The 20,987-nt window shown below is 37.6% G+C and carries 21 protein-coding genes and 1 pseudogene; 10 read left to right on the forward strand and 12 right to left on the reverse strand.

The features are described 5' to 3' along the window. The first annotated feature begins 15 nt into the window (after positions 1–15). From addB to COE49_RS13440, 3 genes are read left to right on the forward strand one after another with little or no spacing between them, the layout of a single operon-like run. Positions 16–3,531 carry a helicase-exonuclease AddAB subunit AddB gene (addB, locus tag COE49_RS13430; protein WP_098252449.1) on the forward strand — a complete coding sequence of 1,172 codons (3,516 nt, stop codon included), beginning with the start codon at positions 16–18 and terminating at the stop codon, positions 3,529–3,531. Beyond that, positions 3,528–7,253, forward strand: coding sequence for a helicase-exonuclease AddAB subunit AddA (addA, locus tag COE49_RS13435; protein ID WP_098252448.1), 3,726 nt, complete (start codon positions 3,528–3,530; stop codon positions 7,251–7,253). Before addB ends, addA begins: the two co-directional genes overlap by 4 nt. A 23-nt stretch (positions 7,254–7,276) precedes the next feature. Beyond that, entirely contained in the window at positions 7,277–7,555 is a 279-nt protein-coding gene (locus COE49_RS13440; RefSeq protein WP_088231471.1) for an RNA polymerase alpha subunit C-terminal domain-containing protein, read from the forward strand. A gap of 93 nt (positions 7,556–7,648) precedes the next feature. Here COE49_RS13440 and COE49_RS13445 read toward each other — a convergent pair whose 3' ends face one another. Both COE49_RS13445 and COE49_RS13450 read right to left on the reverse strand, forming a co-directional pair. Beyond that, on the reverse strand, positions 7,649–8,026 hold the full coding sequence (locus tag COE49_RS13445) for a DUF1433 domain-containing protein (RefSeq protein ID WP_098252447.1): 378 nt from the start codon (positions 8,024–8,026) through the stop codon (positions 7,649–7,651). Positions 8,027–8,225: 199 nt separating this feature from the next. Then, positions 8,226–8,603 (reverse strand): DUF1433 domain-containing protein, encoded by a 378-nt coding sequence (locus COE49_RS13450; protein WP_098252446.1) that lies wholly within the window; start codon positions 8,601–8,603, stop codon positions 8,226–8,228. Positions 8,604–8,661: 58 nt separating this feature from the next. On the opposite strand from COE49_RS13450, the gene COE49_RS13455 reads away from it, so the two are divergent. After that, positions 8,662–9,831 carry a hypothetical protein gene (locus COE49_RS13455; RefSeq protein ID WP_088231468.1) on the forward strand — a complete coding sequence of 390 codons (1,170 nt, stop codon included), beginning with the start codon at positions 8,662–8,664 and terminating at the stop codon, positions 9,829–9,831. Positions 9,832–9,841: 10 nt separating this feature from the next. Next, positions 9,842–10,222 carry a hypothetical protein gene (locus tag COE49_RS13460; RefSeq protein WP_071711096.1) on the forward strand — a complete coding sequence of 127 codons (381 nt, stop codon included), beginning with the start codon at positions 9,842–9,844 and terminating at the stop codon, positions 10,220–10,222. Positions 10,223–10,485: 263 nt separating this feature from the next. Here COE49_RS13460 and gerPF read toward each other — a convergent pair whose 3' ends face one another. From gerPF to COE49_RS13495, 7 genes are all read right to left on the reverse strand, one after another. Continuing rightward, a complete protein-coding gene (gene gerPF / locus COE49_RS13465) occupies positions 10,486–10,701 on the reverse strand; it encodes a spore germination protein GerPF (RefSeq protein WP_001141570.1) in 216 nt (71 codons plus the stop codon). Positions 10,702–10,743: 42 nt separating this feature from the next. Next, complete coding sequence (locus COE49_RS13470; protein WP_088231467.1) at positions 10,744–11,130, reverse strand: spore germination protein GerPE; 387 nt, start codon at positions 11,128–11,130, stop codon at positions 10,744–10,746. Between the two features lie 14 nt (positions 11,131–11,144). Then, positions 11,145–11,339: a spore gernimation protein GerPD gene (locus COE49_RS13475; protein ID WP_088231466.1), complete on the reverse strand. Its 195-nt coding sequence runs from the start codon at positions 11,337–11,339 to the stop codon at positions 11,145–11,147. A 6-nt stretch (positions 11,340–11,345) separates the two neighbouring features. Next, entirely contained in the window at positions 11,346–11,960 is a 615-nt protein-coding gene (gene gerPC, locus COE49_RS13480) for a spore germination protein GerPC (RefSeq protein WP_088231465.1), read from the reverse strand. A 68-nt stretch (positions 11,961–12,028) separates the two neighbouring features. Beyond that, positions 12,029–12,235 (reverse strand): spore germination protein GerPB, encoded by a 207-nt coding sequence (gene gerPB, locus COE49_RS13485; RefSeq protein WP_001055456.1) that lies wholly within the window; start codon positions 12,233–12,235, stop codon positions 12,029–12,031. Between the two features lie 14 nt (positions 12,236–12,249). Further along, on the reverse strand, positions 12,250–12,471 hold the full coding sequence (gerPA, locus tag COE49_RS13490; RefSeq protein WP_088231464.1) for a spore germination protein GerPA: 222 nt from the start codon (positions 12,469–12,471) through the stop codon (positions 12,250–12,252). Positions 12,472–12,570: 99 nt separating this feature from the next. Then, a complete protein-coding gene (locus tag COE49_RS13495; RefSeq protein ID WP_088231463.1) occupies positions 12,571–12,747 on the reverse strand; it encodes an aspartyl-phosphate phosphatase Spo0E family protein in 177 nt (58 codons plus the stop codon). Between the two features lie 245 nt (positions 12,748–12,992). On the opposite strand from COE49_RS13495, the gene COE49_RS13500 reads away from it, so the two are divergent. Continuing rightward, positions 12,993–13,892 (forward strand): fumarylacetoacetate hydrolase family protein, encoded by a 900-nt coding sequence (locus tag COE49_RS13500; RefSeq protein ID WP_170933773.1) that lies wholly within the window; start codon positions 12,993–12,995, stop codon positions 13,890–13,892. A 35-nt stretch (positions 13,893–13,927) separates the two neighbouring features. On the opposite strand, the gene COE49_RS13505 is transcribed toward COE49_RS13500, so the two are convergent. Then, positions 13,928–14,212 carry a hypothetical protein gene (locus COE49_RS13505; RefSeq protein WP_088231461.1) on the reverse strand — a complete coding sequence of 95 codons (285 nt, stop codon included), beginning with the start codon at positions 14,210–14,212 and terminating at the stop codon, positions 13,928–13,930. Between the two features lie 104 nt (positions 14,213–14,316). Beyond that, complete coding sequence (gene rocD, locus COE49_RS13510) at positions 14,317–15,507, reverse strand: ornithine aminotransferase (protein ID WP_098945923.1); 1,191 nt, start codon at positions 15,505–15,507, stop codon at positions 14,317–14,319. 150 nt (positions 15,508–15,657) lie between these two features. Between rocD and COE49_RS13515 the strand changes: the two genes are divergently transcribed. Continuing rightward, positions 15,658–16,026 carry a YisL family protein gene (locus COE49_RS13515; protein ID WP_088231459.1) on the forward strand — a complete coding sequence of 123 codons (369 nt, stop codon included), beginning with the start codon at positions 15,658–15,660 and terminating at the stop codon, positions 16,024–16,026. 177 nt (positions 16,027–16,203) lie between these two features. On the opposite strand, the gene COE49_RS13520 is transcribed toward COE49_RS13515, so the two are convergent. Continuing rightward, entirely contained in the window at positions 16,204–16,758 is a 555-nt protein-coding gene (locus tag COE49_RS13520) for a DUF2777 domain-containing protein (RefSeq protein ID WP_088231458.1), read from the reverse strand. A 239-nt stretch (positions 16,759–16,997) separates the two neighbouring features. On the opposite strand from COE49_RS13520, the gene asnB reads away from it, so the two are divergent. From asnB to katB, 3 genes and pseudogenes are all read left to right on the forward strand, one after another. Further along, complete coding sequence (asnB, locus tag COE49_RS13525) at positions 16,998–18,845, forward strand: asparagine synthase (glutamine-hydrolyzing) (RefSeq protein ID WP_088231457.1); 1,848 nt, start codon at positions 16,998–17,000, stop codon at positions 18,843–18,845. A 217-nt stretch (positions 18,846–19,062) separates the two neighbouring features. Beyond that, positions 19,063–19,181: pseudogene (locus tag COE49_RS13530) on the forward strand (ferrochelatase); the annotation flags it as partial. Between the two features lie 150 nt (positions 19,182–19,331). Beyond that, positions 19,332–20,798: a catalase KatB gene (katB, locus tag COE49_RS13535; protein ID WP_098945924.1), complete on the forward strand. Its 1,467-nt coding sequence runs from the start codon at positions 19,332–19,334 to the stop codon at positions 20,796–20,798. Positions 20,799–20,987 lie beyond the last annotated feature (189 nt).

Here is a 20,987-nt window from a genome sequence, read left to right on the forward strand (position 1 = left end):
GAAAGGTGGGGTTACATGTCACTCCGATTTGTGATTGGTAGAGCGGGAAGTGGAAAAAGTACACTTTGTTTACACGAAGTACAGGAAGAGTTAAAACAGCGCCCGAGAGGGAAAACAATATTATATCTTGTGCCAGAACAGATGACATTCCAAACGCAGCAGGCGTTAATTGGAAGTGAGGATGTAAGAGGTTCTATTCGGGCACAAGTTTTTAGTTTTTCACGATTAGCGTGGAAAGTGCTGCAAGAAGTTGGCGGAGCGAGCCGTCTTCATATTGATGAAGCGGGCGTACATATGTTACTTCGTAAAATTGTAGAGTCTCGTAAAGATGGATTATCGGTGTTCCAAAAAGCAGCGGAGCAAAACGGTTTCTTTGAACATCTTGGCAGTATGATTGCAGAGTTTAAACGGTATAATGTGACGCCATCTAACGTATATGAAATGTGGCAACAATTAGATGCGCATAGTAGCAGTGCAGAACAAAAGCTATTAGCGAATAAAGTATATGATTTACAACTATTATACGATGATTTTGAACGTGCTTTAATTGGAAAGTATTTAGATTCAGAAGACTACTTGCAATTACTAGTGGAAAAGCTTCCGCAGTCTGAATATGTAAATGGAGCTGAAATTTATATAGATGGATTTCATTCATTCTCCCCGCAAGAGCTAGAAATTTTAAGAAAGCTCATGATGTGCGGAGCGAGAGTCACAATTACGTTAACGATAGATGAAAAAACGTTAGCGCAGCCAGTAAATGAACTGGACCTATTTTATGAGACGACGTTAACATATGAAAAAATAAAACAAGTAGCACGTGAAGAGAAAATAGAAATTGAAAAAACAATTCCACTCATGGAACAGCCTCGTTTTCATTCTCCGGCATTAGCTCATTTAGAAGCGCATTATGAAGCTCGTCCAAATGAAAAGTTTCATGGGGAAGCAAGTGTCACAATTAGTACAGCAGCGAATTTACGAGCGGAAGTAGAAGGAGTTGCTCGTGAAATTCGTAAACTTGTCGCGGATGAACAGTATCGTTACCGAGATATTGCAGTCCTTCTTCGTAACGGAGAAAGTTATTACGATGTGATGCGAACGTTATTTACGGATTATAATATTCCGCATTTCATCGATGAAAAACGCCCGATGTCACATCATCCATTAGTAGAATGCATTCGTTCTGCACTCGAGATTATTAGCGGGAATTGGCGCTATGATGCAGTGTTCCGTTGCGTGAAAACGGAGCTTTTATATCCGCTAGACGTAAGAAAAGAAGCGATGCGCGAAGAGATGGATGAGTTTGAAAATTACTGCCTAGCGTACGGTGTACAAGGAAAGAGATGGACTTCTGAGGATCCGTGGATGTATCGCCGCTATCGTTCTCTTGACGATACGAACGGGATGATTACAGACAGTGAGCGTGAAATGGAAGAGAAAATAAACAGGCTGCGTGACGTTGTAAGAACGCCTGTTATTCGCATGCAAAAAAGACTGAAGCGTGCGGGAACTGTTATGCAAATGTGCGAAGCCGTTTACTTATTTTTAGAAGAACTGGACGTTCCGAAGAAGCTAGAGGAATTACGTATACGTGCAGAAGAGAGCGGAGATTTCTTATTTGCGACAGACCATGAGCAAGTGTGGGAAGAAGTAATGAGCCTTCTTGATACGTTTGTAGAGATGCTTGGTGAAGAGAAAATGTCACTTTCTATGTTTACAGACGTTATGTCGACAGGTCTTGAGGCGCTTCAATTCGCTAACATTCCACCGTCATTAGATCAAGTGTTAGTTGCGAATATTGATCACTCTCGCTTATCAAACGTGAAAGCAACCTTCATTATCGGCGTAAATGAAGGCGTCATTCCAGCAGCACCGATGGATGAAGGGATGCTTTCTGATGAGGAAAGAGAAGTTCTTGGCGCGGCAGGAATTGAATTAGCGCCAACCACGAGACAAACGTTATTAGAAGAACAGTTCGTTATGTACCAAATGGTAACGAGAGCGACTGAGAAATTATACATTTCATGCCCGCTTGCAGATGAAGAAGGAAAGACGTTACTAGCGTCTAGCTTCATTAAGAAAATAAAAAGAATGTTCCCAGATGTAAACGACTCGTTTATTACGAATGATGTAAACGACTTATCGCGTTCTGAACAAATTTCATACGTAGCAACGCCAGAAGTGACGTTATCTTACGTTATGCAGCAATTACAAACGTGGAAGCGATACGGATTTGAAGGGAATTTAGACTTTTGGTGGGACGTATATAACTTCTACGTAACTTCCGATGAATGGAAACAAAAAAGTAGCCGCGTGCTATCAAGTTTATTTTACCGAAATCGTGCGCAAAAACTAAGTACAGCTGTAAGTAGGGATTTATACGGAGATACAATTAAGGGAAGCGTCTCTCGTATGGAATTATTTAACCGTTGTGCGTACGCTCATTTTGCGCAGCACGGTTTATCGCTAAGAGAGCGTGATATTTTCAAGCTTGATGCACCAGATATTGGCGAGTTATTCCACGCAGCACTAAAGAAAATTGCGGACAAGTTGTTGCGTGAAAATCGTACTTGGGCAGATTTATCAATAAAAGAGTGTGAGCATCTTTCTGTTTTAGTAATAGAAGAAATCGCGCCGTTATTACAAAGGCAAATTTTATTAAGTTCAAACCGTCATTTCTATTTAAAACAAAAACTACAACAAATTATTTTCCGTACGTCAATCATTCTACGAGAACATGCGAAGTCAAGCGGATTTGTACCAGTTGATTTAGAAGTGCCGTTCGGTATGGGCGGTACAGGATCGCTTCCGCCGATGGAATTCGCATTGCCAAATGGTGTGAAGATGGAAGTGGTCGGCCGTATTGACCGTGTTGATAAGGCGGAAGATGAGAGCGGTACGTTCCTTCGTATTATTGACTATAAATCAAGTGCAAAAGCGTTAGACTTAACGGAAGTGTATTACGGATTAGCGCTTCAAATGTTAACGTATTTAGATGTTGTTACTTCAAACGCACAGACGTGGATGAAAAAAGGCGACACAGCATCACCAGCTGGTGTACTGTACTTCCATATTCATAACCCGATCGTTGAAATGAAAGGTGATGCAACGGAAGCAGAAATTGAAAAAGAAATTTTGAAGAAATTTAAAATGAAAGGACTCGTACTAGGAGATGCTGACGTTGTTCGTTTAATGGATAACAAACTTTCAACAGGAAGTTCAGATATTATTTCTGCTGGTCTGAAAAAAGACGGTAGCTTTAGTGCGCGTTCAAGTATTGCAAGTGAGCAAGAGTTTAACGTACTGCAAAAATACGTACACCATACGTTTGAAAATATCGGAAAAGACATTACAGAAGGTGTTATCGATATTGCACCTTATAAAATGGGGAATAAAGCGGCATGTACGTTCTGTAACTTCAAATCTGTTTGTCAGTTTGATGAGTCACTTGAAGATAATCAGTTCCGTGCATTAAAAGATATGAAAGATAGCGAAGCGATGGAGAAAATAAGAGAGGAGGTTGGCGGAGAATGATAGAAAATTGGCCTAAAAAACCAGAAGGTAGTCAATGGACAGATGACCAGTGGAAAGCCGTTGTAGCGAATGGACGTGATATTTTAGTCGCAGCGGCAGCTGGATCAGGAAAAACAGCAGTATTAGTCGAACGTATTATTAAAAAGATTATAAACGAAGAAAATCCAGTCGATGTCGACCGCCTGCTCGTTGTAACATTTACGAACGCAGCGGCGCAAGAGATGAAAAACCGAATTGGGGAAGCGTTAGAAAAAGTATTAATTGATGAGCCGAGTTCGCAGCACGTAAGAAAGCAGCTGAGCCTATTAAATAAAGCTTCTATCTCAACGATTCACTCATTTTGTTTACAAGTAATTAGAGGATACTACTACATGCTCGATGTGGATCCTCGTTTCCGCATTGCAAATCAAACAGAAAATGAATTATTAAAAGAAGAAGTATTAGATGACATATTAGAAGAAGAGTATGGAATTGAAGATAATACGATATTCTTTGAACTCGTTGATCGTTATACGAGTGATCGTAGTGACGATGATTTACAACGTATGATTTTAGCGCTTCATACAGAATCAAGAGCGCATCCAAATCCGGAGAAATGGCTTGATAAATTAGTAGAAGCATACGACGTAGAAGGAAAGACAATTGAAGATTTAGTGTACGCTTCTTACTTATTAGAAGATGTGAAATTCCAGCTTGAAACGGCGGAACAGCATATTCGAAAAGCGACGGAACTCGCGATGCTTCCAGATGGCCCAGCGCCTCGCGTTGAAACCCTGCAAGCAGATGTAGCTTTACTTGGAACGTTATCATCAGCAGCCCGCGAATCGTGGACAAGTTTGTATGAAGCGATGCAAAATGTATCGTGGCAAACGTTAAAGCGTATTAAGAAAAGTGATTACAACGAAGATGTTGTAAAACAAGTAGACTCTCTTCGCAACAAAGCGAAAGATGAAGTGAAGAAATTACAAGAAGAGCTATTTAGCCGCAGACCAGAAAGTTTCTTACGAGATTTTCAAGATATGCATCCTGTATTAGAGAAACTCGTTCAGCTCGTAAAAGTATTTACAGAGCGTTTCCAAGCGATGAAGCGCGATAAAGGAATGGTCGATTTCACAGATTTAGAGCATTTCTGTTTACAAATTTTAAGTGAGCAAAGTGAAGACGGTGAAATGAAACCGTCCGCAGTAGCACTTCAATATCGTAATAAATTTGCTGAAGTATTAGTCGATGAATATCAAGACACGAACTTCGTACAGGAATCGATTATTAAATTCGTAACGAAAGATTCTGAGAGTGAAGGAAACTTGTTCATGGTTGGCGACGTAAAGCAGTCGATTTATCGTTTCCGACTAGCAGAACCAGGCCTATTCTTAGGAAAGTATAAACGCTTCACACAAGAAGGATCGGGCGGCGGAATGAAGATTGACTTAGCAAAAAATTTCCGTAGTCGTCATGAAGTGCTAGCAGGTACGAACTTTATCTTCAAACAAATTATGGGCGAAGAAGTTGGGGAAATCGATTACGATGCTGACGCTGAATTAAAGCTAGGTGCTAGCTATCCAGAAGGTGAAGATGTAGCGGCTGAACTACTATGCATTCAGCAAACGGAAGAAGAAGTAATGGACGGAGAAGAAGGTGCAGAAGTAGAAAAAGCACAACTAGAAGCCCGTCTTATGGCGCAGCGCATTAAAGCGATGGTTGATTCAGGTTATGAAGTGTATGACCGTAAAAATGATAGTATGCGCCCGGTACAATACCGTGATTTCGTTATTTTACTTCGCTCGATGCCGTGGGCGCCGCAAATTATGGAAGAATTAAAATTGCAAGGAATACCGGTATATGCAGACCTGGCGACTGGTTACTTCGAGGCAACAGAAGTAAATATTATGATGAACGTATTCCGCGTTATCGATAATCCGATGCAAGATATCCCGCTCGCAGCAGTGCTTCGTTCACCGATTGTAGGATTAAATGATGAAGAACTTGCAATGCTTCGTGCTCACGGAAAGAAAGGGTCATTTTATGAAGTAATGAGCTCGTTCTTAAAAGGAGCGCCGCTTGAAGAAGAGCAAGAACTACATGATAAATTAGAGTGGTTTTATAATTTACTGCAAGGATGGCGTGAATTCGCGCGTCAACAATCTCTTTCTGATTTAATTTGGAAAGTATATGGTGAGACAGGGTATTACGACTTCGTTGGCGGTTTACCAGCTGGAAAGCAAAGGCAAGCGAACTTGCGTGTATTATACGACCGTGCAAGGCAATACGAAGCAACATCATTTAGAGGATTATTCCGTTTCTTACGCTTTATTGAACGTATTTTAGAACGCGGTGATGATATGGGTACGGCAAGAGCTTTAGGGGAACAAGAAGATGTCGTTCGCATTATGACGATTCATAAAAGTAAAGGACTTGAGTTCCCGGTCGTATTCGTAGCTGGACTAGGTCGCCGCTTTAATACACAAGACTTAATGAAACGTTTCTTACTGCATAAAGATTTCGGTTTCGGTTCGCAATTTATCGATCCTCGTAAACGTATTAAATATACGACATTATCACAACTTGCGATTAAGCGTAAAATGAAGATGGAATTAATTGCGGAAGAAATGCGCGTATTATACGTAGCGTTAACGCGTGCGAAAGAGAAGTTAATTTTAATCGGGACAGTTAAGGATGCAAATAAGGAAATGGAAAAATGGCTTGATGCGAGGGAGCATAGTGAATGGTTATTACCAGATCACATTCGTGCCGGAGCGTCTTGTTATTTAGACTGGATTGCCCCTTCACTATATAGACATCGTGATAGTGAAATACTACTTGAATTAGGACAAGGAAATATTCCAGGTGAAATTTATGGGTATGACACTAGTTGGAAAGTAGAAGTTGTTGATGGTAACACGTTACTTGCACCAGAACCAGTTCAGGAAGAGAAACAAGAATTGTTAGAAGCGTTGCGTGAGAAAAAGGCTGTTCCGTTAGAAAGTGAACGGAAAGAAGAAGTGTACGATAGATTAATGTGGAAGTACGGATATGAGGAAGCAACATCTCACCGCGCGAAGCAATCTGTTACAGAAATAAAGAGAAACTATCAATCAGAAGATGGTAGTGATAACGCCTTTATTAAAAAACTACGTGCGCCAATTAAAACGCGTCCTCGTTTCATGGAGAAAAAAGGATTAACGTACGCAGAGCGCGGAACAGCAGTCCATGCTGTTATGCAGCATGTTGATTTGAAGAAACCGATTACGACCGAAACGCTACAAGAACAAATCGCAGCAATGGTAAATAAAGAATTATTAACATTCGAGCAGGCGGAAGAAATAGCGATTGAAAAAGTAATTTCATTCTTTGACAGTGATTTAGGTAAAAGAGTATTAGCGGCAAAAAGTGTAGAGCGTGAAGTACCATTTACGATGATGCTGGCAGCAGAAGAAGCATATCAAGATTGGCAAGGGAAGAGCGAAGAAGCAATTCTTGTCCAAGGGGTTATCGACTGTATGATTGAAGAGGAAGACGGCATTACGTTAATCGACTTTAAAACGGATACGATTGAAGGAAAGTTCCCAGGCGGATTCGATCAAGCGAAACCAATTTTAGAAGATCGATATAAAGTGCAGCTTTCGTTATATGCAAAAGCACTCGAAAAAAGCTTACAACATCCTGTGAAAGAGAAGTGTTTATACTTCTTTGATGGGAATCATGTTGTGCATATTGAGGAATAGAGAGCAGAAAGGGGCTATAAAAAATGGCAACGTTAAGAACTTGTGAACAGGGACACGAGTACTATAAAAGTAGCGATTGTCCAACTTGCCCAACCTGTGAGAAAGAGAGAAAGCCAAAAGAAGGTTTTCTCTCTCTTCTTTCAGCGCCAGCAAGAAGGGCACTAGAACATCATGGAATTCACACTGTAGAAGAACTCTCAATTTATAGCGAGAAAGAAATTTTAAAACTGCATGGAATGGGACCTGCGTCTATGCCGAAGCTTAGAAAAGCTTTGGAGGAGAGCGGGTTATCATTTAAATAAAAAGAGTATTATATAACTTCCTTAGTCCTTATAAAAAGCGTCCCGCTGCATTCTTTTTAAAACGGGACGCAAAAGAGAAGAGTAGTGCAAAGACTACTCTTCTCTTTTCTCTTCTTTTTCAATTTCAGATACTGATTTTTCAGGATCTTTTATAAGTTTCCCAAGTTCTCCAGAACGTCCAAAATCATCTTCAAAATTCTCTGTAGTACTAATATGGGCTATAAACCATAATTTTTCATCTTTATTTATATAACCTTTCAATTTAGGAACACCCATTGGACTTACATCCCGTTTTGTAAATGTAATCGATTTTACATCTTTAATATTATAATGAATATACTTCTTTACTCTTGCTTCTTGTACTTTCCAAAACTTTTCTTCCTGTTCTTTTTGTTTTAAGTATTCCATAGTAAAATACCCTCCTGCTATAATACAAATAATAAATGTAAAAATTACCAATTTGTTTTTCATAGGATATCCCCTTGAAGTTGAATATAGTTAAAATATACCATGGAATGAGTTGGAACATAATTTGCTACACTGAATATTTATTGTTTACTTAGTGATAAAGCAAAAATAGGGTAGATGAAGGTGTCGTGGAAAATAAGGTCGTAGATTATACACGTAAAAAAGATACTGTAGGACGCAAAAGAGAAGAGTAGTGTAAAGACTACTCTTCTCTTTTCTCTTCTTTTGCAATTTCGGTTACAGATTTTGCTGGTTTTTTTATCATTTCATCTAATTCTCCAGAACATGTAAAATCATCTTCAAAATTTTCTGTAGTACTAATATAAGCTATAAAATCTAATTTTTCATCATTGTTTATATAACCTTTTAATCTAGGAACACCCATTGGACTTACACTGTGCTCCTTAAATGTAATCGTTTTTACATCCTTAATATTATAATGTATATACTTTTCGACTCTTGCTTCTTGCACTTTCCAAAATTTTTCTTCCTGTTCTTTTTGTTTTAAGTATTCCATAGTAAAATACCCTCCTGCTATAATACAAATAATAAATGTAAAAATTACCAATTTGTTTTTCATAGGATATCCCCTTGAAGTTGAATATAGTTAAAATATACCATGAAATGAGTTGAAACATATGAATGAATTTAAAAAGAATCCTATTGCGACAGATGAAGATTATTTTAAACTCTCGGATCATGTTTATGATGACGAAGTCTTAAAAAAGGGAGCAAAAATAACAGGATTTAATGGTCAAGAATGGAAAGTTATAGAAACAATAGATGCAGATAAAGAGAAAATAAAAAACGGATTGCAAGCAATCGCTGTAGTACCTGCAGAAGAATATAAACCAAATAAAAAACATTATGAAAATATCATCTATTCATTCCGTGGAACAGAGTTTGGGAAATTTGATGGAGACTTATCTACAGACACATTTCAGATTTCAGGTGGGATGAAAAAAAACTTAGGTATGGTAGATGGAAAGGTACAAAATCTACCTACATCATTTGATAGTGCGCTAGAGTTTGTAGATAAAGTGAATAAAAAATATGAACCAACTTCTGTTCACACTACTGGACACAGTAAAGGGGCCGCAGAAGCTCAATATGTAGCAGCAGAGAGGAATTTTTATACAACAACATTTGCTGCACCGAATATTTATCGCTTACTTAGTGATAAAGCAAAAAAACGGGTAGATGAAGGTGTCATGGAAAATAAGGCTGTAGATTATACACATAAAAAAGATGCTGTAGGAAATTTTGAACAGTTCGGGGCACCTACAATTGGTAAACAATTTACAACAAAAAGTAATGGGGTAGATAGAGTCCTTGCGGTGTTATTTATGGGAGAACATCCTATGAAGACCTTTAAAGACATGTTCGGTAAAAATGGTAGTGTCCGATTAGAGTTAGAGCCTGATGAAATTATTAAACATGCAAGAGAATTTCAGCGGTTAAGCGATGTAGTATCTACTGTAATTAGAAATATAGAGGAGTTTCAACAAAAAGAAGCAGAGAGAATATCAGAATTAAAAAGAAAATTAAAATATGAAACACAACCAGGTGGAAAATATCATCTTTTAGCAGAATATGAAATAGACGATGCTATTCGAGAAGTCGCAAAAACAACTCAAAATGGTCAAGAATATTTTTATAATGTACAACTTGCAGAAGAATTAATACATAATTTAAAAAAGAAACAAAGAGAATTTCAACAGTTTGGGGAAGAAATTGTCTATGCAGCTAATTCATTAAGAGACAAAGATGGTCAATTAAATAAAAATTTCAAAGGGTTAGTAAAGTGAGGGGTGTAAAATGAATTTCATTGAAGAAATAAGAAAAATAGAAAATCAAATTGCTAATACAACAGGGGACTTAGCCAATCAAGTTATTGATGAATTACAAGCTGCTAAAAAACAAATCGAAAGACAAATGGAACGTGTAATGCTAAAAACAGAGGTAGACCTGAAAGCATTAGATATTATAAAGGAGGACAACCATACTTTACAAAAAAATATTAGGGAGTTTCACGTTCTGCAAACGAGTATCCGTAATATAGCATCAAAATTAGAGGGTAGTTTTGAAAGTAAAACAGGTACTGCAATACAAGAAGTATTAAAAAAACATGAAAAAGAAACCTCCCATAACCTTTTAGATAAATATATTCACCTATCAAATAGTTGTGGGAAAAGATGAAATATTTTTCGCAAGCATCTTGGTTCAGTGCTTAGCAGCTTCTTTTAAGATATTAGTAAGACTGGGAAGAAGCGTGGCGGTACCGAAAATTAGAGATCAACGGAGCAACTTCTAATGGCTCCATAAAATATGAATCAAGGGAATTTCTATTTGAGTATGCCAAAAATACAGCGGTTTATTCAAAGGTTGTAAAAAATGTCTCCGATACCTTGGGCATCGGAGACATTTTTTACTGTCTACCCGTACGAAGGGCACCTCTTTTTCTACGCTGTTCCAATCTGATCTTGATCCGCCACATCAGAATCAAACGTATTTGTTGCACTAACGCCGCTAAACGTATTCACGACAAATCCAACATTGGAAGCGCCAGATCCGTTATAAGCTTTCGTATTTTCTTTCGGAGATACGTTATAAAAATCTCCTAAATTAAAAGAGCCATTACTGTTTTGAACGACAAGATTTCCAACAACAGAGGGCATACCATTCACCTACTTTTCTAAGCTTTTTAATTACTATATGATTTATTTATTAGAAGGTTCATTTGTAATATATTGACGAATCTGTAGTGTACGAGAATTAGAGAAAACATAATCAACATTGCCGATTTGAAAGCAACCGGAATTTAAAAGTGTTCGTAATTCAACATCATTGACTTCAATAAAAGGGCATTCATTGACAATATTCATTTTTACATCAGTTGTGCGTTTTGGAATTGTAATGTGTTCATCTGTAAAAATTTCAAACGCATTAAAACGACCTTCGCCTTTTATATAACAAGGTATTTCTCGGTGAACAATAAGCGCTCTATTTTTTAAGTCCATTTGATTTGCATCCCCAACTTGGAAGACGGCCGCAACCCCCATAGAAATGATAGAAACATTTTGTACAACTGAAGTATGGCGGAGCATAATTTTTCCTCACCTCAACTTGGAGTCGGAGGGACATCTGTTACAAGCGGTACAAATGGTCCCTCTGTAACGGATTCGAATGGTGTATCAAGAATGGAAGACATAATGAGAAAATTTGCATCTCCAATTAAAAAAAGTGCGGATGAAGATACACCATTCATTTTTATGTTTCCAACTTTTATTTCTCGGTTTATAACATTTAAATTCATGCATATTTACTCCTTTCTATAATTGCCCGGTATGTGCTGAATAAAGGAGAGGAAGGCTTTGTCAATATCTTGTTTCATTGCTTGAATAATGAGGTCTCGTAAATAATCAGGATCTGTTGAAATCCCTTCATACGATTGAGCTTGTGATAAGTAATAAGGAAGTCTATGTTCCATCTGTTTTTTTATGTCATCCACCATCATTTGTCGATACATCTCATCAAGTGGCGTTCTCTCTTCTTGTTCAAAATGGAGAATTCGACTATATGCTTCTTCATCTAAGTATCGATGCATTTCCTGGAGGATACCTTGGTAAAAGTCTGGGTTTGTGTCAGTTTCAGGATTTACCTTCAATGTTTCTGTATCCACTTCAAAATTCTCAATTTGTTGTCCTTTTGCTGAAAATGGATTTAAACCAATATTTAAAGTGCCATTTAAGTTTTCTACTTTTAATTGATCGAATTTGTATTCCACTTTTCCTATAGAAGAGGAGGGACGACTTTTTAATTCAGTAAGCTCTTCTTGTAATAGGCGGACTTGTTCTTCTAGGTTAAGGATGGTTGCCTGTTGTATTTGGAGAGCTTGTTGAAGTTGGTGTAAGTAAGTATATATATCTTGATTCATTTTGTGAAACCTCCTTTTCAATAGGGAGGGTAAATATATTCCTGCTATATATTTATGACAAGGATGCCTTAAGAAGAACTAGTTGATGGTTTGATGGAAATAATTTGTCCTTTCGCCTGTAATGGGCGAAGAGGCTCTGTAAATCCACCAGTATTTGAAAATTTAGATAGAGCTTTAATACTTCCGGCAGTACCAATTTGGAATACAGAAGAGGTTGTAATGCTATCAATCTTAATACTGTTGATGATAATACTTTGGTTTACGTAAAGATTCAATGTAATCGCCTCCTTTAAGTTGCACCAATAATTGCTTGATCGATTACATCTGAATCGTTGACAGTCGTTGAACTTTGATAATTGTAGACAGAAACATTATCTCCAACATTAAAAGAGCCGGCCCCAGCGAAAGCGCGTGAATAACTAATGGGCCTAATCGCAAATACATCTCCAATATGAAAAATCCCACTTGATCCGATATTAACGATACGAATATGTCCAACCATAGCTGGCATACAAAACACCCTTCGTTTTTTAAATTTTCTTTTCTACTATTGTATGGGCGTTTTTAATAAAATGTGTACTTTTTTGAAATAAAAGAAACACATCCGATATTACGAATGTGTTTCGAACATTTGAGTGTGTGTGTAATCTGTGTGTATGTGCCAAATGACATTTAAGAGCCTGTCCAATTCTTGGCTACAATTTACTGTTTTTTGAGAAGTCATTCCGTAGCGTTCAGCAAAATAGATCATTTTTTCGCGTTTTTTTTCGATAGCTTGCTCAAACATTGAAATCGGCTCCATCTCTCAATAAATTTTATGTATATATGTAGTACATATTATACAAAAATCCCATAAAAAAGAAACACTTTCGCTAAAAAAAGTATAATTTCTACATTTTATGTCAAATAGTGCTGAGTAACGAATAGAGTACGAGAAGAATATTGTAAAAATTAGCGTGCATGAGAAGGTTTTTTTCTTACGGATGCGAATACAATTAAATGGTATGAGTTTTAGGATGGAGAGTGGAAATATTGCGTTTTGTAACGGCGAAGAAAGAAGAAAAGGTATTTGTAGGTATTGTGGATGAAGAAGAAGAAAAGGTATTGCATTTAAGGGAAGCGCAAAGGCAAAAAGGGGAAAAGGTTACAATTCCTATTACAATGTTAGAGTGTATTGAAAGAGGGACTGAATGCTTTGAGAAGGTATGTGAAATTGTAAATTGGGCAAAAGAGAACGGGGAAGCGGCGTATTATCCGTTAACAGAGGTGAAAATATTAGCACCGATTCCAAGGCCGAGAAAGAATATTCTGTGCGTTGGAAAAAACTATCGTGAGCATGCAGTAGAAATGGGCGGAGTAGAGTCTATTCCAGAAAATATCATGATCTTTACGAAAGCGCCAACAACAGTTATTGGCATAAATGAGCAAATTAATGGTCACCCTCATGCAACGGATGAACTAGACTATGAAGGAGAACTAGCTATCATTATTGGCAAGCGAGGGAAACAAATAAAAAAAGAAAAAGCGCTTGAGCATGTTTTTGGTTATACGGTTATAAATGATGTAACTGCTCGAGACATTCAAAGGAAGCATAAGCAGTTTTTCCTTGGGAAAAGCTTCGATACGTTTTGTCCGATGGGACCGTATTTAATTCATAAATCGATGGTTAGAACGCCAAACGCATTACACATTGAAACAGTAGTGAATGGAGAAGTAAGGCAATCTTCAAATACAAATAAAATGATTTTTTCAATAGAAGAAATTATTTCAACGATAAGTAAAGGGATGACGTTAGAACCGGGAGATATTATTGCAACTGGAACGCCAGCTGGTGTAGGAAAAGGTTTTACACCACCGAAATTTTTGCATGCAGGTGATGAAGTGGTTATTACAGTAGAAGGAATTGGTACTTTGCGAAATATAGTGAAATGAAGAAAGGAGCTATCTTATAAAAAGATAGCTCTTTTTTATGGCCTTGGATTATTGAAAAAATCTAAAATAGCGAAAATATAAAATCCGATAAGTGCTAACGTACAAATCCCGATTAGCATAACGGCAAGAGAACTTCTTTCACGATCAAATCCGATAACTGTAAGGAAAACGGAAGCCCAAAATGAGGCTTTAAGTAATGTAAATGTATGAGAAGTGGAATAGTGACTGAGTAACGTTGTGGATAATAGGAATCCGATGAATGTAATAGAAATAAGAATAGTAGCTAAATAGTTAATATGTTTCCCATATTTTAATAGCACGCAGTTCCTCCTCCTTTAAAAAACTGAATATTCAATCTTATTTTAAGGTAAATGATTAGAGAAAGGAAGAGGTTGTCCTGCGCATTAGGACAACCTCTCTATCATTACGATAATACAGCTTTAATTTTTTGGAATGCCCACTCTAAATCTTCTTCAGAGATTACTAGAGGTGGTGCGATACGAATTACATTTTCATGCGTTTCTTTACATAATAGACCAGCTGCTTTTAATTGTTCACAGTAAGGACGAGCTGGCTCGTTTAATTCGATACCGATGAATAAACCTTTACCGCGAACTTCAGTGATCATTGGGTTATCAATTTCTTTTAATTGCCCAACTAATTTTTCTCCTAATTGAAGAGAACGCTCTGTTAATTTTTCTTCTTCTAATACTTCAAGAGCTGCGATAGAAACAGCACATGCAAGTGGGTTACCACCGAATGTAGAACCGTGAGAACCTGGCTCAAATACGCCTAAAATGTCGCGGTTTGCTGCAACGCAAGAGATTGGGAATACGCCGCCACCAAGTGCTTTACCAAGTATGTACATGTCAGGAGTTACATTGTCCCAATCACAAGCAAATACTGTACCAGTACGGCCTAAGCCTGTTTGGATTTCATCTGCTACGAATAAAACGTTTTCTTTTTTACATACTTCAAGAGCTTCTTTTAAGTAACCAGCTGGTGGGATGTTAATTCCTGCTTCACCTTGAATTGGCTCTAAAATGAATGCTGCTGTGTTTGGCGTAATTGCAGCTTTTAATGCTTCTAAATCACCGTAAGGAATTACAACGATGCCTGGAAGCATTGGACCGAATCCACGCTTGTACTCTTCGTTTGAAGACATAGAAACAGAACCCATTGTACGTCCGTGGAAGTTATCTTCACAAACGATGATTTCAGCGCGGTTTGCTTCTACTTTCTTCACATCATAAGCCCAGCGGCGAACTGTTTTAATTGCAGTTTCAACAGCTTCAGCACCTGTGTTCATAGGAAGTACCATTTCTTTATTAGTTAGTTTCGCAACTTTTTCGTACCAAGGACCTAGTTGATCACTATGGAAAGCACGAGAAGTTAACGTAACACGATTAGCTTGTTCGATTAAAGCGTTAATAATTTTTGGATGGCGGTGACCTTGGTTTACTGCAGAATATGCACTTAGTAAGTCCATATAGCGGTTTCCTTCAGGGTCTTCTACCCAAACACCTTCTGCTTTAGAAATAACGATTGGAAGTGGATGGTAGTTATTTGCTCCGTATGTGTCTGTAAGTTCGATAATATCCTTAGTTTGAATCATGATTGTTCCCCCTTTTGTTATTACAAGAAGTTTGTAAATACTCTAAATATTATATCATTTAAATGTAAAAAAGCGAAACATTTCCTGAAAATAAATGAACATGTTATCATATAAAGTGAAAAAGTGTGAAAAGAGGAGGTAAGGGATACGATGGTACATATGCATATTACAGCATGGGCGTTAGGTTTAATTTTATTCTTTGTGGCGTATTCACTTTATTCGGCAGGAAGAAAAGGGAAAGGTGTACATATGGGGCTTCGCCTAATGTATATCTTCATTATTGTGACAGGCTTCATGTTGTACATGAGTATTGTAAAGACAGCAACAGGTAGCATGCACATGTGGTACGGCATGAAAATGTTAGCTGGTATTTTAGTCATTGGCGGCATGGAAATGGTTCTTGTAAAAATGAGCAAAAACAAACCAACAGGGGCGGTTTGGGGCTTATTTATTGTCGCACTAGTAGCGGTAATTTATCTTGGACTAAAATTACCGATTGGCTGGTACGTATTCAAATAAAAATAAAACCACCTTATGACCTCCAGGATTTGGGAGATAAGGTGGTTTTTATTTTATCCGGCTATTTGTGGGCAACAAAACTCCTATCTTAAAATTTGGCTGGAACAAAGGAATTAGGTGGAAGTCAGGCTGATAATGAGTGGTGATGAACAAAACCCCCCTCATTAAAGTTTCACTTTATGTCGCATCAATATGTAACTCTTCTCCATTTACTTTAGTAAAACGGAACATGTTTTTATTTGAAGTAGCGTGACGAACGAAATGGTGCTGCAATGTACAGATCATCTCTTCGTTATCGAATAAAAGAATGTTTACTCCTTCGCATGCTTCCTCTTTCGGTAAGAAGGATAAATAATTATGACAATACATGCAATCATATAAAGAGTAGTGAAGGGATTGCAATGACTCGGTTAATAATGTAAAGACAGAATCAGGTAATTCCTCAAGCCATTCATGATAGCTAAGAAGTAATTTTTTTCGAATACGTATCATTTCACCGTTTTGCAAATGGTGCTGCTCGTTGGCGATTTGTAATACATCTTGTTCGTAGAAACGGGCAGGAAGCCAATTGTTGTTATACAAAATTTCAAACCCGTCTTCGGCAATATCTTCTAATAAAAATGCTTCCTCATTTTCATCATCAAAGAACACCCATTCATTGTTTATATATTCTACATTACCGACTGTATGAGCGCGGGGTTGGTTATATAAAATATGTTTACGTTGTATCATACATGATTTCTCCTTTATTGAAAGTAGTTATTCTTGTTATAGACAGTTCGTGCGTTCTTTATAACTAGACACATCTAGACATAGGTGGGCATACAATAAAACACGTTTTACTGAGTGAAAATGCTATTCCATATGTGGATAGTAGGTTATCGTCAAGTTTGTCATTTTTTTGATCCGCACCTCTAGGGTGGGGATTACTGCTTGTTTAGGAAAAGAAATAAGATGGAAGGATGATTCATATGTGCGGGATTACAGGATGGGTGGATTATAAACGCTCATTAGAAGGAGAAAGAGACGTCGTTACGAAGATGGCTGAGACATTATCGAAGCGTGGTCCAGATGATAATAAAGTTTGGATTAAAGGAAATGTTGCATTTGGGCATAAGCGGTTAATTGTTGTGGACCCTGAGGGTGGTAAACAGCCAATGACCTGTTTAAAGGATGAAACGAATTATGCCATTTGCTACAACGGTGAACTATATAATACAGAAGATATTCGAAAAGAATTGTTAAGAAGAGGATATACGTTCAAAGGCCACTCAGATACGGAAGTGTTATTAGCTTCTTATATTGAATGGAAAGAAGAATGTGTCGATCATTTAAACGGTATATATGCGTTTGCAGTATGGGATGAACAGAAAGAGCAAGTGTTTATTGCCAGAGATCGATTAGGTGTAAAACCGCTTTTTTATAAATATGATAGCGGACGATTATTATTTGGATCCGAGTTAAAAGCAATATTGGCACATCCAGATGTGAAGGCGGAAGTAACGTTAGAAGGTTTATCAGAAGTATTCGGTCTCGGACCATCTAGAACGCCTGGCCATGGTATTTATGCTGGTATGAAAGAATTGCGTCCGGGCCATGCGATGACATTTTCAAAGAATGGTTTATGTATATGGAGATATTGGAATGTTGAAAGTAAAAAACATGAAGATTCTTTTGAAGAAACAGTAGAGAAGACGCGCTTTTTATTACAAGATGCCATTACAAGGCAGCTCGTTTCTGACGTACCGTTATGCACTTTTTTATCGGGCGGCGTAGATTCGAGTGCGATTACAGCAATTGCTGCGAAAGAGTATGAAAGGGCAGGGAAAGGGCGACTACACACGTATTCAATTGATTACGAAGATAATGAAAAATACTTTAAAGCAAATGCATTCCAGCCAAATTCAGATGCGCCGTTTATTAATTTAATGACGGAGACATTTGAAACAATTCATCATCGATGCGTCATTTCGAATGAACAGCTGGCAGAGTATTTAACAGAAGCAGTACTCGTTCGTGATTTGCCTGGTATGGCAGACATTGATTCGTCATTATTATGGTTTTGCCGTGAAATTAAACAAGATTTTGTTGTCGGTTTATCTGGAGAATGTGCAGATGAAATATTCGGTGGGTATCCGTGGTTTTATAGAGAAGACGATTTGCAATCAAGTGCATTTCCGTGGATGCGTTCTACAGAGGCGCGGGAGCAACTGCTAAAAAAAGAATGGAGAAGTAAACTAAATTTACAACAATATGTACAAAGGCGCTATGAAGAATCCATTCAAGAGGTTCCGATTTTAGAGGGGGAAAGCCCACTAGAAGCGAAAAGAAGACAATTATTTTATTTAAACATGGTATGGTTTATGACAACATTATTAGACAGAAAAGACCGTATGAGTATGGGAGCAAGCTTAGAAGTACGTGTTCCATTTGCTGACCACCGACTTGTCGAATATGCGTGGAATATTCCTTGGGAAATGAAAATGTATAAAAACCGCGAAAAAGGTCTATTGCGTAAAGCGCTAGAAGGATTACTTCCAAATGATATATTGTATAGAAAGAAAAGTCCGTATCCGAAAACGCATAATCCGCACTATACAAAAGCGGTAACAGTATGGCTTCAAGATTTATTAACTGATAAAGGCTCCATTTTGCATGAATTGTTTGATAAAAAGCAGCTGAGTGGATTAATCGAGTCTGGCGGAAGTGCATTCCAAACACCATGGTTCGGTCAATTAATGACTGGGCCTCAACTTTTAGCTCATTTAGCGCAAATTCATGTTTGGTTTAAAGAGTACGGGGTAAATATTAAAGAATAGAGAAAGAGCGGCTTGCATTTGTGTAAGTCGCTTTTTTGTTAAAAAAATTGTCAAATAAAATTCAAAATCATATTAGAAATAATACTTATTTATAATAATTATTTTGACGTACTTATTATTGTTTGTTACAATTGGAAACGAATGTTCTTGAAAAAGATTCTCATTTACAAAATTGAAGTGTTATATAGATGACCAAGAAAAAATAGGTTTACTCGTAATGGCATATGGAACACCGGAAACATTAGATCATTAGATAACGTAGAAGCGCTCCAAGATTTAATCGGACGCTATAAAGTGATTGGCGGCATTTCACCACTTGCGAAAATTACGAAAGAGTAAGCGCATAAATTAACAGATCCAATGAATAACATATTTAAAGGGTATGAAGGAAATAGTTGACAAAGATCTAGTTTTGAATGATAATTAATTTATAATAATTTTAAACAAACAATAATTACTACGAAAGAAAGAGGAGGATCCCCCTACATGAATCCAAATAATCGCTTAACAACAAACCAAGGTGCTCCAGTTGGAGACAACCAAAATTCTCGTACAGCTGGTCGCCGTGGACCGGTATTGTTAGAAGACTATCATTTAGTAGAAAAACTTGCACACTTTGATCGTGAACGTATTCCGGAGCGCGTTGTGCATGCACGTGGTGCAGGTGCTCACGGTGTATTCGTAACGAAAAAAAGCATGAAACAATATACGAAAGCAGCATTTTTACAAAATGAAGGAACTGAAACGCCTGTATTTGTTCGTTTTTCAACGGTTATTCATGGTCAAGGTTCTCCAGAAACAGCGCGTGATCCACGTGGGTTCGCTGTTAAATTTTATACAGAAGAAGGAAATTATGATATCGTAGGTAACCATTTACCAGTTTTCTTCATTCGTGATGCAATTAAATTCCCGGACATGGTGCATTCTTTAAAACCAGCACCTGATACAAATGTTCAAACACCAGATCGTTACTGGGATTTCATGACGCTAACTCCAGAATCAACACATATGATGACATGGGTATTTTCTGATTATGGTACACCAGCAAATTATCGCGAAATGGAAGGTTTCGGCGTCCATTCATTCAAATGGATTAATGCAGAAGGTAAAATTGTTTACATTAAATATCACTGGAAACCACAGCAAGGCGTACGTAACTTAAATGCGAAAGAAGTGCAAGAGGTACAAGGAAAAGACTTCAATCATGCAACTCGTGACTTATTTGATGCAATCGAAAAAGGAAACTATCCGAAATGGGATTTACACGTACAAGTCATGCAGTTAGATGAAACGGATTCTTTAGACTTTGATCCGCTAGATCCAACGAAAGTATGGCCAGAAGATCGCTTCCCATTAATTGAAGTAGGGACAATGACGTTAAATCGTAACCCGAAAAACTTCTTCGCAGAAGTAGAGCAAGCGGCGTTTACGCCAAGTGCAACTGTAAATGGTATTGAACCATCTGAAGATAAATTATTACAAGGTCGTTTATTCTCTTACCCAGATACACAACGTTACCGCCTTGGTGCAAACTACTTACAAATTCCTGTAAACTGCCCGTATGCAGCTGTTCGTAACCAACAACGTGATGGTGCAATGCAAGTTAATCAAAATCCATCTACAATAAACTACGAACCGAGTCGTCATACAGAAAATCCGGTTGAAGACAAAGCGTACCGTGATTCAACTATGAAAGTAGAAGGCTACGTATCTCGTGAAAAAATTGAGAAACCAAATGATTTCAAACAAGCAGGTGAGCGTTACCGTTCATTCTCTAAAGAAGAGCAAGATAACTTAATTGCGAACTTAAAAAATGACCTAAAAGACGTAAATGAACGTACGAAGTTATTAGCTGTTTGTAACTTCTTCCGTGCAGACCAAGAGTACGGTATGCGTTTAGCGCAGGCATTAAATGTTGATATTACGCAATATGTAGGAAATGCTCCGAAATAAATAGGGAAAGACGACCGGTCTTCGGTCGTCTTTTTTGTGTGAAATTTAACGGGGTATGTTACGTTTAAATCATGTCGAAATTTGTTAGTAAATCGATATGTTGTGTCGAAACGTCGATATATTGAAAGAATCGCTGATATATTTAAAAAATCGTCGATATATCCGAAGAATCGCTGATATATTTATGTC

The sequence above is a fragment of the Bacillus sp. AFS029637 genome, from assembly GCF_002584985.1.
Lineage (GTDB): Bacteria > Bacillota > Bacilli > Bacillales > Bacillaceae_G > Bacillus_A.